Here is a 12,457-nt window from a genome sequence, read left to right as displayed (position 1 = left end):
CACACTTTTCGGCGTCATGCTCCAAGTCGAACTGACGGAACCATCATGAACATCAAAACCAACAGGATCGCCTTCCAGGGCGAATTCGGCGCCAATTCCGACATGGCCTGCCGCGACATGTTTCCGACCATGGAGCCGCTGCCCTGTCAGACCTTCGAGGATGCGTTCACGGCGGTCGACAACGGCGATGCCGATATCGGGATGATCCCGATCGAGAACACGATCGCCGGGCGCGTCGCCGACATCCATCATCTGCTGCCTGAATCGCGCCTCCACATCATCGGCGAGTATTTCATGCCGATCCGCTTCCAGCTGATGGTGCTGCCCGGTGTCACCAAGGACGAGATCCGCACGGTGCACAGCCATATCCACGCGCTCGGTCAGTGCCGCAAGATCGTGCGCTCTCACGGCTGGAAGCCTGTCATCGCCGGCGATACGGCAGGCGCGGCAAAGCTCGTGAAGGAAACCGGCGACCGGTCGATGGCGGCGCTTGCCCCGCGCCTTGCGGCCGATCTCTACGGACTGGAGATCGTCGCCGAGAATGTCGAGGATACGGAAAACAACGTCACCCGTTTCGTCATCCTGTCGCGCGACGAGGAATGGGCGCAACGCAATTCGGCGGAGGAAAAGGTCGTCACCACCTTCGTTTTCAACGTTCGCAACATTCCGGCCGCGCTCTACAAGGCGCTCGGCGGGTTTGCCACCAACAACATCAACATGACGAAGCTCGAAAGCTACCAGCTCGGCGGAAAATTCGTGGCGACGCAGTTCTACGCCGATATCGAAGGCCATCCGAACGATCCGAACGTGCGCCGGGCTTTGGAAGAATTGCGGTTTTTCTCCGAGAAAGTCCGCATCCTCGGCGTCTACAAGGGACATGTGATGCGCGGCCTGCTTTAGGCAGGCCGCGTCGTTCGGCAGTTATTTGTCCGGCTCACAGACGCGAAGGCGATGACCATCGGGATCGAGCACGACGAAGGTCGGGCCGAAATCGAGTTCGGTCAATTCCTGGGCAATCGGCAGGCCACGCCGTCGCCAATCCTCATAATGGCTGGCAACGGCATTTTCTCCCGCCACCATGAAGGCCACTTCGCCCCGATTGCCGATGGCGGAGGGCTGCGGTTCGACCTTGCTGCGGCGCCAGAGGCCGAGCGTGAAGCCGCCATCGAGTGGAAAGGCGACGAAATTCGGCGCTTCCACGGCCGGTTCGCGGTTCAGGAGGTTCCGGTAGAAGCTGGCGCTTTCGCCCGGGTCCTTGACGTAGAGGATAATCAGATTGGGGCTGGTCATTTCGGTTCTCCCTTTGCTGTGAAATGCGGTCGACGAGGACCCGCTGCTGACAAGTTCTGGCAGCAGCATACCAAGGGCGTTGTCATCGCAACGCCCCGGTCTCGTCGGGCGGAATGTCGGTGATGAGACGGATTAGAGCGAGAAACGGCCCCCGCGGCGCGGGTCGCGTCCATCGATGAAGCCGAGATCACGCTTGCGGGAATCCGGCATCGCCTCGAGGTCGAGGCCGGAGTGGTTTCCCCTGGGAATGCGGAACAGGTCCATGGCCAGGCGCAGCAGGCCGAAGCGGGCCGACTGCCGGACGTCGGCAAAGGTTTCGGCCGAAATGATATCGGCAAAATTATCGGTGACGAAGCGGTCGCCGGCCTGCTGAATGACTGGAGGCGTTACCATGATCAGTACTCCTTCCCCAGCGCATCGGCACGATGCGCGAAACCTGGATGCCACAGCGTCCTTGCGTGTCCAAACACGCACGGCGCTGTAGCGGATTGATACTGATCATAACGTCGTCTGCTGACAGTTTATGGCAGCAGCGTTCAGCTCTCCATCGGCACGTCCTGCGTTTCGCGCCATTCCTTGAGGAGCACCGTGCGGCGGCGTGGATACCGCGTCTCATGGACCGCCATATCGATGATGCGGTCGGTGCGGAAATGGCGGAAATCCCGGCGCAATTCGCACCAGGCCATGATGATGCGCACATGCTCGAAATAACCGAGCGCGAAAGGCCAGACGCGGCGGCGCGAGATCCGACCCTGCTCGTCGCCGTAATGCAGTTCGAGCACACGCTCCAGACGGATCGCCTTGCGAATGGCCGAAACATCAGCCTTGTCCTCGTCCTGGCGCTTGCGGCCAACGAAGAGCGTCGCCGAATCGAGCATTTCACGCATGTCGGCCGGCAGCACGGCGGCAATCTTGGCCAGCGCATCGGCGCCGGCGCCGGCAAGACGCGGTTCGGCGGCGCGGGCGACCCAGCGCGAGCCGAGCACCAGCGCCTCCAGCTCTTCTTCGGAAAACATCATCGGCGGCAGCATGAAGCCCGGCTTCAGCACGTAGCCTATACCGGCTTCGCCTTCGATCATCGCACCCTGGGCCTGCAGGCTGGCAATATCGCGATAGAGCGTGCGCAGGCTGACACCGGTCTCCTGGGCAAGCACAGTGCCGGTCACCGGCCGCCGGTAACGCCGAAGCGTCTGGAGCAGCGTCAGCAGCCGTTCCGAGCGGGCGACCGGCATGGCGCTAGCGCTTCCATTCCACCCAGTCGCGCATCAGGCGGTGGGCTATCGCCCCTTTCGGCGGAGTGGCCTTGCCCGTCGCGCTCGGGCGCTCCAGCATCTCGATGGTTTCCTCGCGGGTGAACCAGCGGCAATCCTCGAGTTCCGTCTCGTCGCGCGTGATTTCGGTGGATTTGGCCTCGGCGTAACAGCCGATCATCAGCGAATGCGGCATCGGCCAGGGCTGCGAGGCGTGATAGCGGATGCGGCCGGTGCGGATGCCCGATTCCTCCAGCGTTTCGCGGCGCACGGCATTCTCGATGGTCTCGCCGGGCTCGAGGAAGCCGGCGAGACAGGAATACATGCCGGGGGCGAAATGCGGGCTGCGGCCGAGCAGGCAGAGATCGCGCGTCTCGTCGATCGTCAGCATGATGACGACGGGGTCGGTGCGCGGGAAGATCATGTGTTCGCAGGCGGCGCAGACACGTTTGTAGCCGCCGATATGGATCTCCATCGCCGAGCCGCAGCGGCCGCAGAAGCGGTTGTCGCCATTCCAGCGGATAAGGCTCGCGGCCTGGGCGAATTCGCCGAGCAGCACCTCGTCGATCAGCATTTCGCGAAACAGCGAGCGGCCGTCGGCGGGCTTATATTGACTGGCGAGATCGTCGACGTTGACGCCGACAGGAACGGCAAGACGCGGCTCGCCCGATTTGCGGTAGCCGAGAAGCACCGTCTCGTCCCAGTCCGGCTGCAATTCCTGGAGTTCGTAGCGGGCAAAAAGCGGGTCGAGCACCTGGCCGTCGTGCTTCAGCACCAGCTTATCCCCGGCAAAGGCGAAGATATGGGTGCCCTCCCTCGCCAGCGCCTTTTCGACGGAGCGTTCGTCGCGATGCTCGGAATCACGATTGAGGTCGTTGGCGGCAAAGGCTGTGAGATTGCTGGGTTCGGGATGCGGCACATCCGAATCGAAAAGCGAATGACTCATGATGAAAGGGCTTCCCGCAGCTTTTCTGTGAATTCGTCTCTCTTTCCGTCCTCGTAGGGCTCCGCGCGCCCGAAGCCCCAGACGGGACCCGGCCAGTTGGCATCGCCTTCGAAGCGGGCAATGACATGAACATGAAGCTGGCGGACGATATTGCCAAGAGCCCCGATATTGATTTTTGCAGCACCGGTGACTTGCTTGAGCGCCTTGGCGACCAGTTCCGTCTCGAAGGCTAGCAGCACCTGGTCGAGCGGCGTCAGCTCGAAGATTTCGGTAATATCAGCCCGGCGCGGCACGAGAATGAGCCAGGGCCAGCGGGCATCCCTCGACAATCTGAGATCACAGAGACCGGTGATCATGATGCTGACGCTGTCGTTTTCCAGCCGGGGGTCTAGTTCGAACGCATTCAAGGGGCATTCCTCCTGTCTTTTCCAACGACTAGCAGTTTTTTGTGATGTTGGCTTGCTTTTGATGACGATATTGCCGATATGTGCATCCGGGAGGTTGGTGGTGGACGAGCCACTCGCCAACCGGGTCAGGTCCGGAAGGAAGCAGCCCTAACGAGCCCGGCACGGGTCATCGTGCCAGCCTCCCACCTTCTCTCCACGAAATGCCCGACGATCCCGGGCGACAAGCAGGGCGATGAGCGAGACCGAGCGACAATCAAAAGATGCCGCCTCGACGGGCACCGGATACCGGGTGCTGGCTCGCAAATACCGCCCTAAGGATTTCACGGACCTGATGGTCGGCCAGGAGCCGATGGTCCGCACGCTGACCAACGCCTTCGAGACCAGCCGCATCGCCCAGGCCTATATGCTGACCGGCGTACGCGGCGTCGGCAAGACCACGACGGCGCGCATTCTGGCGCGGGCGCTGAACTACAAGACATCGGAGATCGACAAGCCGACGATCGATCTGCGCGTGCCCGGCGAGCACTGCCAGGCGATCATGGAAGGCCGGCATGTCGACGTGATCGAGATGGATGCCGCCTCCCACACCGGCATCGACGATATAAGAGAGATCATCGAGCAGGTGCGCTACCGGCCGGTTTCGGCGCGCTACAAGGTCTATATCATCGACGAAGTGCACATGCTCTCGACGCAGGCCTTCAACGGCCTGTTGAAGACGCTGGAAGAGCCGCCGGAACATGTTAAGTTCATCTTCGCCACCACCGAAATCCGCAAGGTGCCGATCACCGTGCTGTCGCGTTGCCAGCGCTTCGACCTGCGCCGCATCAGCGCCTCCGACCTCGTCGGGTTGTTCACGACGATCGCGGCCAAGGAAGGCATCGAGGCGGAAGGCGACGCGCTGGCGATGATCGCACGCGCCGCCGAAGGCTCGGCGCGCGACGGCCTGTCGCTGCTCGACCAGGCGATCGCCCATGGCGCCGGCGCCGTGCAGGCGGAAGCCGTACGCGGCATGCTCGGCCTTGCCGACCGCGCCCGGATCGTCGATCTCTTCCAGCATGTCGTCAAGGGCGATGTCGCCGCTGCCCTCGGCGAATTCCAGAACCAGTACGAGGCCGGCGCCAATCCGGTGGTGGTGCTGACCGATCTTGCCGATTTCACCCATCTGGTGACGCGGCTGAAATATGTGCCGGATGCGGCAAACGATCCCTCGCTCAGCGAAGTCGAGCGCACCAAGGCGGCGGAATTTGCCAAAGGCGTTGCGGTGACGACGCTGTCGCGCATCTGGCAGATGCTGCTGAAGGGCATTCCCGAAACCGAAGGCTCGTCGCGGACGGCAGGGGCTGCCGAAATGGTGCTGATCCGGCTTGCGCATGCGGCGCATCTGCCGGCGCCCGAGGATGCGGCACGGCGGCTTGCCGATCTTTCCGGCGACAATGGCGGCTCACGGCCCTCATCGCCGCCTTCCGGCGGCGGCACGCGGGTGCCCTATCAAAGCAGTGTCGCGGCACGTGCAACGGAGCCAACACCACGGCTGCAGCCCTCTGGGCCGACCGCCATGTTGCGCGCCGTACCCAATCCGGAGCCACAGAATATCGGCCGCACCGAGGCCAGGCCCGCAGAGGCTCCGAAGCCGCTCGTGCGCATCAATTCCATCGCCGATATCGTCGACCTCGCGGGCGACAAGCGGGATGTCAAATTGAAGGCCCTGGTGCGCAACTTCGTGCGGCCGGTCCGCCTCGAGCCCGGTCGGCTGGATGTGAACCTCACCGAGGGCGCTCCGACGACGTTGCTCAACGAACTCGCCGTCAAGCTCAAGGAATGGACCGGAATCCACTGGATCGTCAGCACCAGCCGCGAAGAAGGCGGGCCGACGATGGTGGAGGCGGAGGCCAGGACCCGGGAACAGCATGTCATCGATGCCCGCCAGGACCCCGACGTGGCGGCGATCCTGGCGCATTTCCCAGGCGCAAAAATCATCGACGTGCGCGTGCGGGCGCCGGAACCGGAAGAGGAAGGCGAGGCGAAAGCGCCGGCCGCCGCCGAATCCGAAGAAGGCGACATTCTGCCCGGCGACGACATAGAATTCTGAAGGTTCAACAAGGAGCGAGACGATGCGCGACATCATGGGCATGATGGGCAAAGTCAAGGAAATGCAGGCCAAGATGGAGCAGATGCAGGCGGAAATCGCCGAGCTCACGGCCGAAGGCAAGGCGGGCGGCGGCCTCGTCACCGTCGTCATCTCGGGCAAGGGCGAGCTGAAGAGCCTGAAGATCGACCCGTCGCTGTTCAAGGAAGACGATGTCGAGATCCTCGAAGACCTGATCGTCGCCGCCCACAAGGACGCCAAGGACAAGGCCGAGGCGCTCGCCGCCGAAAAGACCAAAGCGCTGACCGCCGGCCTGCCGATCCCGCCCGGCTTCAAGCTGCCGTTCTGATAGCCGGCACCCCTATGTTTCGGCTTCCAACAACGCTCGCAGTTTATAGTGGATCGGTGACGCGAGATATCGCGCCCGGTTCGGCTCTGAAAGCCGCCGACCGAAGGTTCTCATCAGTTCCGGCATCGAGACTTTCTCTCCAACAAACGCCTGATGCTCCACCGGCATTCCGGCCTTGGCTACGCCGCCTCTGATCACGCGGCAATAGATCCCCGGGCGGGCAGCGACGGTGTAGCGTTTGACGAATTGCTGGTCGTTCATCCTGGCGGCGAAGGTGGCGCAGGGGATACGGCAGGCGGTGACTTCGAGGACGAGATCGCCTGATATGAAGCGGTCGCCGACGGCAACGTCGCGATTGTCGAGATCCGTGATCACTATGTTTTCGCCAAAGGTGCCGGGCTCGTAGGGCCGGCCGAGCTCCCTGCTCCACCAGTCGAGCGTCAGCGATCCCTCGATATAAACCGCCTGATCGACGCCGCCGTGATGTTTGCGGTTGCAGATGGCATCGCCGACCAGCCCTTCGGCATCGATCATCACCGCGCCGTTGACGGCATGTTTGAAGATGCCGGTCTTGTAACTCTTGCCGGCCAGCCTTTCCGGATTGCCGATGCAGAGAGCCAGGATTTTCATGGGGTGGCCGATCCTTCCGCGATTCCGTTTCCGCTCCATATCAGTTAAGAACGGCGCATGGCAAAACGAGTCACCGGCCCCGAAATCGAAAAACTCATCCAGCTTCTGGCGAAGGTGCCGGGCCTCGGGCCGCGCTCGGCGCGCCGGGCGGCATTGCATCTGATCAAGAAGAAGGACCAGTTGCTGGGGCCGCTGTCGAATGCGATGGGCGAGGCCTATGACAAGGTAAAGATCTGCTCGCGCTGCGGCAATGTCGATACGGTCGACCCCTGCACCGTCTGCACCGATACCCAGCGCGACCAGTCCGTCATCATCGTCGTCGAGGATGTCTCGGACCTCTGGGCGCTGGAGCGGGCGGGCGCGATGAACGCCGCCTATCACGTGCTCGGCGGCACCTTGTCGCCGCTCGACGGGATCGGGCCCGACGATCTCAATATACGCGGGCTGATCGACCGGATCGGCGAAGGCGGCATCCGCGAACTGATCATCGCGGTCAATGCCACCGTCGAGGGTCAGACGACGGCGCATTACATCACCGATCAGTTGCAGGGGCTTGAGGTGAAGATAACCCGCCTGGCGCATGGCGTGCCGGTCGGCGGCGAGCTCGACTATCTCGACGAGGGCACGCTGGCGGCGGCGCTACGGGCGCGGACGGTGATATGAGGAGTCCGCGTATGCCGAAAGATACCCCCCTCTGCCCTGCCGGGCCCGGGGTCGAGCCGCGGGTCTCGACCCGTCCTTCGGACCCCCACAAGGGGGGAGATCGGCAAGTTTCACCGGCGTCGCGAAATCTTGACCGCGTGCCAGGCGGCGGCGATCTGCAGCGTTTGGTTCGGACGAGAGGGTGCCCCCAGCCGATCTCCCCCCTTGTGGGGCAGGGCTATCGCATATGAGCGATAAGGGAGATAAGGAACTGATCGTCCCATCCCGCCTTTTTGATTTTGCGTCGGATGGATGCCTTATCTGGGTGGGATCGGATGAGGTTGAGGGCGATCTTGCGCAGCAGTGCGATGTTTGCCGGCCCGTGATCCTTTCTGTTTCTGGCGGCATCCTCGCGGAACTGGACGTCGAGCACCCAATGCAGTTTGTTTTCGATCTCCCAATGGGTTCGGGTCACCTCGATGAGGGCGGCGGCCGACATGACCGTGGAGAGCAGGAAGTAGCGGACATGGCTGGTCAGGCGGCCATCGGCATGGCGGCTGGTGGCCTCGACGGAGCCGATGGCTTGCAGGCCGGGAAAGTCAATATCATCGACGGCGACGATGCTGGCGCGGCGGCTGTCGATGCGATCATGGTCGTTCTCGGCGGCGGTCTGGATGCTGTCGAGCGGCTCGATATCGTCAAGGCGGGCAATCGCCTGGGCCAGCAGGCCGGGTTGGTTGCCTTTCAGCGCCAGGGCATAGTCGCCGCCGGTGGCCAGGATGGCGCGGGCCGTGTCGGCGCGGCAATGCAGAGCATCGGCCGTGACGATGGCGCCTTCGAGCGACAGAAGCGCAAGCGCCTTGAGCACGCCTTGCACCTCGTTGCGGCGCGGTGCGGTCTGTTGGCCGATGACCAGGCCGCAACCGGCGGCCCAGACGTTGACGAGGTGCAGCGGCGTCGCCTTGGCACCGCGCTTATAGGCGCCGCGCACCGCTTTGCCGTCGACCGCCACCACGCCTTCGATGCCTTTTGCAAAGGCTTCGGTAAAGCGGCGGAAGGCGGCTTCGAAGGCATCCGGATTGAGGCAGCGGAATACGGTGGAGAACGTGTCATGGCTGGGAATGCCGTAGGGCAGCGGCACGATCGTCTTGAGCCACCTCTTCTTGGAGATGCCGAAGTCGGCCATGTCGGCACAGCTTTCGGCGCCGCAGACGATCGCGGCAATGGCAATGAACAGGATCGACATCAGCGGATGGCGCGTATTGCGCCCCCGAGGGTCGGGCAAAGCTTTAAAACAGGCGGCAAATCGATCCATCCGACCCTCCAAATCAACAGAGAGCCTTTGAATCGATCTGCCTCAATAAAACAACTGCTTACCGCCTATATGCGATTCCCCTGCCTTGTGGGGGAGATGTCCGGCAGGACAGAGGGGGGTGTTCCACGACGGCTGCGACTATTCGCACTTGCTTTGATGACCGCCCTCCTCCCCCTCTCCGCCCACGCCGCCCCATCCAAAGCCGATGTCGAGGCGCAGTTCGAAAGCTGGGTGCAGAAGGACCTCTGGCCCGAAGCGAAGGCAGGCGGTATTTCCGAAAAGACCTTCCAGGCCGCCTTCTCCGGCATCACCCTGAACTGGAACCTGCCCGATCTCGCCCCGCCCGGCTTCCCGCCACCGAAGGAGCAGAAGCAGACGCAGGCTGAATTTTCCTCGCCCGGTCCCTATTTCAACGAGGATCACCTGAAGCGGCTTGCCGCAACGGGGCGCGGGTTTGCCGCGCAATATGGCTCGACGCTGAAACGGATCGAGAAGACCTATGGTGTGCCGGGCTCGATCGTGCTTGCCATCTGGGGCCGGGAGACGGGCTTCGGGGCGGCGAAGATCCCGAATTCGGCGGTCGAGGTGCTGGCGACCAAGGCCTTCATGTCGACCCGCAAGGAAATGTTCCGCACCGAGCTGGTGGCGGCACTGCATATTCTCGATGGCGGCGACGTCACGCCTGCCGATTTCAAGGGCTCGTCCGCCGGCGCGCTTGGCCAGCCGCAATTCATGCCGACGAGTTATCTGAAATATGCCGTCGATTTCGACGGTGACGGCCATCGCAACATCTGGACCTCGGTGCCGGACACGCTTGCCTCGATCGCCAACTTCCTGGTCAAGAAAGGCTGGCAGCGCGACCGCGACTGGGGCTTCGAAGTGTCGATACCCGAAGCGGTCTCCTGCGCCCAGGAAGGACCCGATCTGGCAAAGCCGCTTTCGCATTGGGCCTCACTCGGCATCGAGCGTATCTCCGGCAAGGGTTTTCCGTCGGCGGAGATGAAGGCTCAAGGGATGATGCTGGTTCCGGCCGGCCGCGACGGGCCGGAATTCATCGTCACGCCGAATTTCTACGTCATCAAGGAGTACAATAACTCCGACCTCTACGCGCTCTATATCGGCAATCTCGCCGACCGGATTGCCGCCAACGGCGGCGCCTTTGAGGGCAGATGGGGCGATGTCGGCAAGATGCTGCGCTCGGATGTCGCCGCCATGCAGAAGGCGCTGGAACGGCAGGGCTATGACGTCGGCGGCTCCGACGGATTGCCGGGCTACAAGACGCGGCGTTCGATCGGCCAGTGGCAGGCGAAGAACGGTATGAAGCCGACCTGCTTTCCCGAAGCCACGATGAAGGGCAAGCTGAAATAGGCGGCTTCAGAGTGTGCGCTTCATGCCCTCATGGCTCGCCACGAAGCCGAGCTTCTCTATAGAAGCGGATCGAGTCCTTCCGTGTCTTGTCCGTTGTCAGCTGTACGAGGCCGCAGCCGCGCGCGGCGCATTGGGCGACCGCCCATTCGATAAACTGGGGGCCGAGGCCCGAGCCGCGAATATCCTCAGCGACACGTACGCTTTCGATCTGGCCGCGCAACATGCCCATTCTGGAAAGACCCGGAACGAAGCTCAGCTGCAGGCAGCCAACAATCTCCTCGGCCGCGTCGATGGCGACCGCCAGCAGCTGATTGGCGTCCGCCTCGATCGCGGCAAAGGCCGAGAGATAACGTGCATCGACCGGGTCCGAAACGATCTCCCTGGTGCCGCCGAGATCGTCGTCGGCGAGCAGCCGGATGATGGCGGCGAGATCGGATCGGCGGGCGAGCCTGAAGTTATACATGGCTGATCTCTGCATATGGCCTCAATGATGCAGATCGATCGGCGCCTTGTGGAAGACGTCATCACCCGGCGGAATGGCCTGGCGTTCGATCATGCGGTGGACATGCAGCGGACCCTCACCGCGGTGAAGCGCACGGAGCCTATCGGTGTTTTCGGCATCGGCCTGCGTGCGCCGCTGGTTGTGCCTGATATATTCGACCCAGGTCGGCGTATGGTAGGTTTCCGTCCACAGCCCGGGATTTTCGAGATCACGCATCAGCGCCCAGTTGCGGGCGCCGTCGCGGATGCGGATACGCCGGCGTTCGCCCATCAGCACCATGAACTCGGCAAGATCGTCATCTCCGATCTCGTAATCGACCTGGATGACGATCGGGCCGCTGCGCGGCGTGATGTCGAGGCTCAAGGCCGGCTCGGTAAAGCGGTTCAGCGGATCGAGGTTGAGCGAGGCGAAGGCCGGCATGGAAAAACGCAGGCCGATGGCAATGCCGAGCAGCATGACGACGGATGACATCAGCAGCGCATCGGCGACACCATAACGATCGGCGGCAACACCCCACAACCAGCTGCCGCCGGCGATGCCGCCGAAGGTGACGGTCTGGTAGAGCGACAGGGCACGGCCGACCACCCAGCGCGGCGTCGACAGCTGGACGATGGTGTTGAAGAGCGACAGCGCCGAGACCCAACAGGCGCCGGAGACGAGCAGCCCCGCAGAGGTGAGGACGGCGCTCGGGCTGAAGGCGGCAATGACGGCACTCAACGCAAAGCCGGCAAAGGCCAGGCGAATGATCGTCTCGCTGGAAAACGCCTGGCGAATTCTCGCGCTCAGCACCGCGCCGCCGATTGCGCCGATGCCGAAGGCGCCGAGCATGAAGCCGTAGGTCAGCGGGCCGCCGGCAACCAGGTTGAGGGCGACGACCGGCAGCAGCGCCAGAATCGAACTCGCGCCGATGCCGAAGAGCAATCCCCTGACGAGAACTTTCTCGAGATTGGGCGACATCGAGACATAACGAAGGCCGGCGAAGATGGCGCTGCCGAGCGCCTCGCGCGGCAAAGTGGAGACCGGCGTACTCGGGCGCCAGCGCAGCAGAGCATAGATCAATGCAAGGTAACTTGCGGTGTTCACCGCGAAGGCCGCGGCGGCACCCGCTGCTGCGACGATGACGCCGCCGATCGCCGGGCCGACGCTGCGGGTGATGTTGAAACCCATGCTGTTCAGGGTGACGGCGCCCGGCAGATCGGCGCGCGGCACCATGTCGCCGACCGAGGCCTGCCAGGAGGGATTGTTGAGCGCGGTGCCGCAACCGATCAGGAAGGTAAAGAAGAGCAGCAGCCAGGGGGTTATCCAGCCGAGAAGGGCTGTCGCCGTCAGCAGGGCTGAGACCGTCAGCATCATGCACTGCGCCGTCAGCATCACCCGGCGGCGGTCGTAATTGTCGGCGAGCGCGCCCGATATCAGCGAAAACAGCATGATCGGCAGCGCGGTCGAAGTCTGCACCAGCGCCACCATATCCTCCGAGGCGGTTATCGTCGTCATCATCCAGGCGGCACCGACCGCCTGGATCAGGCCGCCGAAATTGGAGGACAGGCTGGCGAACCAGATGGTGCGGTAGGTATCGTGCCGCAAGGGCGCCAATGTCGAGGAAGTGTAGGCCACGATTTCTCCCGCTTTTGTTATTGCGCCGCATCGGCAATATATGCGCAAGACCGGCGCT

Annotated in this window: 13 protein-coding genes, 1 other RNA gene and 1 pseudogene; 6 read left to right on the top strand and 9 right to left on the bottom strand. The window is 63.0% G+C overall.

The genetic code is table 11. The annotated features are described in order from the left end of the window. Positions 1-45 precede the first annotated feature (45 nt). Positions 46-900, top strand: a complete 855-nt coding sequence (locus RHEC894_RS00770; protein WP_085735542.1) for a prephenate dehydratase — start codon at positions 46-48, stop codon at positions 898-900. Positions 901-921: 21 nt separating this feature from the next. On the opposite strand, the gene RHEC894_RS00765 is transcribed toward RHEC894_RS00770, so the two are convergent. The 5 genes from RHEC894_RS00765 to RHEC894_RS00745 form a co-directional block, all read right to left on the bottom strand. Continuing rightward, the gene (locus RHEC894_RS00765) at positions 922-1,290 is read right to left on the bottom strand and encodes a VOC family protein (RefSeq protein ID WP_085735541.1); all 369 of its coding nucleotides are present in this window, start codon (positions 1,288-1,290) and stop codon (positions 922-924) included. 132 nt (positions 1,291-1,422) lie between these two features. Further along, positions 1,423-1,683 carry a hypothetical protein gene (locus tag RHEC894_RS00760; RefSeq protein ID WP_010069688.1) on the bottom strand — a complete coding sequence of 87 codons (261 nt, stop codon included), beginning with the start codon at positions 1,681-1,683 and terminating at the stop codon, positions 1,423-1,425. A gap of 143 nt (positions 1,684-1,826) precedes the next feature. Further along, the gene (locus RHEC894_RS00755) at positions 1,827-2,522 is read right to left on the bottom strand and encodes a YafY family protein (RefSeq protein WP_010069687.1); all 696 of its coding nucleotides are present in this window, start codon (positions 2,520-2,522) and stop codon (positions 1,827-1,829) included. Positions 2,523-2,526: 4 nt separating this feature from the next. After that, positions 2,527-3,486, bottom strand: coding sequence for an NAD(+) diphosphatase (nudC, locus tag RHEC894_RS00750; protein ID WP_010069686.1), 960 nt, complete (start codon positions 3,484-3,486; stop codon positions 2,527-2,529). Next, positions 3,483-3,893 (bottom strand): HIT family protein, encoded by a 411-nt coding sequence (locus RHEC894_RS00745; RefSeq protein ID WP_085735539.1) that lies wholly within the window; start codon positions 3,891-3,893, stop codon positions 3,483-3,485. Before RHEC894_RS00745 ends, nudC begins: the two co-directional genes overlap by 4 nt. A gap of 89 nt (positions 3,894-3,982) precedes the next feature. On the opposite strand from RHEC894_RS00745, the gene ffs reads away from it, so the two are divergent. The 3 genes from ffs (at position 3,983) to RHEC894_RS00730 (ending at position 6,328) form a co-directional block, all read left to right on the top strand. After that, positions 3,983-4,079, top strand: an RNA gene (ffs, locus tag RHEC894_RS00740) — signal recognition particle sRNA small type. 46 nt (positions 4,080-4,125) lie between these two features. After that, complete coding sequence (locus tag RHEC894_RS00735; protein ID WP_085735537.1) at positions 4,126-5,982, top strand: DNA polymerase III subunit gamma/tau; 1,857 nt, start codon at positions 4,126-4,128, stop codon at positions 5,980-5,982. A gap of 22 nt (positions 5,983-6,004) precedes the next feature. Further along, the gene (locus RHEC894_RS00730; protein ID WP_004676719.1) at positions 6,005-6,328 is read left to right on the top strand and encodes a YbaB/EbfC family nucleoid-associated protein; all 324 of its coding nucleotides are present in this window, start codon (positions 6,005-6,007) and stop codon (positions 6,326-6,328) included. A gap of 12 nt (positions 6,329-6,340) precedes the next feature. On the opposite strand, the gene RHEC894_RS00725 is transcribed toward RHEC894_RS00730, so the two are convergent. Next, on the bottom strand, positions 6,341-6,958 hold the full coding sequence (locus RHEC894_RS00725; RefSeq protein ID WP_206427890.1) for an MOSC domain-containing protein: 618 nt from the start codon (positions 6,956-6,958) through the stop codon (positions 6,341-6,343). A 57-nt stretch (positions 6,959-7,015) separates the two neighbouring features. Here RHEC894_RS00725 and recR point away from each other — a divergent pair, with 57 nt between their 5' ends. Next, complete coding sequence (gene recR / locus RHEC894_RS00720; protein ID WP_010066370.1) at positions 7,016-7,621, top strand: recombination mediator RecR; 606 nt, start codon at positions 7,016-7,018, stop codon at positions 7,619-7,621. 217 nt (positions 7,622-7,838) lie between these two features. On the opposite strand, the gene RHEC894_RS00715 is transcribed toward recR, so the two are convergent. Then, on the bottom strand, positions 7,839-8,915 hold the full coding sequence (locus tag RHEC894_RS00715; protein WP_010069694.1) for an ISAs1 family transposase: 1,077 nt from the start codon (positions 8,913-8,915) through the stop codon (positions 7,839-7,841). 96 nt (positions 8,916-9,011) lie between these two features. Between RHEC894_RS00715 and RHEC894_RS00710 the strand changes: the two genes are divergently transcribed. Continuing rightward, positions 9,012-10,283, top strand: coding sequence for a lytic murein transglycosylase (locus tag RHEC894_RS00710; RefSeq protein ID WP_085735533.1), 1,272 nt, complete (start codon positions 9,012-9,014; stop codon positions 10,281-10,283). Between the two features lie 6 nt (positions 10,284-10,289). Here RHEC894_RS00710 and RHEC894_RS00705 read toward each other — a convergent pair. After that, a pseudogene (locus RHEC894_RS00705) lies at positions 10,290-10,746 on the bottom strand (GNAT family N-acetyltransferase). A 21-nt stretch (positions 10,747-10,767) separates the two neighbouring features. Further along, positions 10,768-12,447 carry an MFS transporter gene (locus RHEC894_RS00700; protein ID WP_206427889.1) on the bottom strand — a complete coding sequence of 560 codons (1,680 nt, stop codon included), beginning with the start codon at positions 12,445-12,447 and terminating at the stop codon, positions 10,768-10,770. Positions 12,448-12,457: the final 10 nt, after the last annotated feature.

It is taken from the genome of Rhizobium sp. CIAT894 (assembly GCF_000172795.2).
GTDB lineage: Bacteria > Pseudomonadota > Alphaproteobacteria > Rhizobiales > Rhizobiaceae > Rhizobium.
This window is presented reverse-complemented; position numbering and strand designations above follow the sequence as displayed.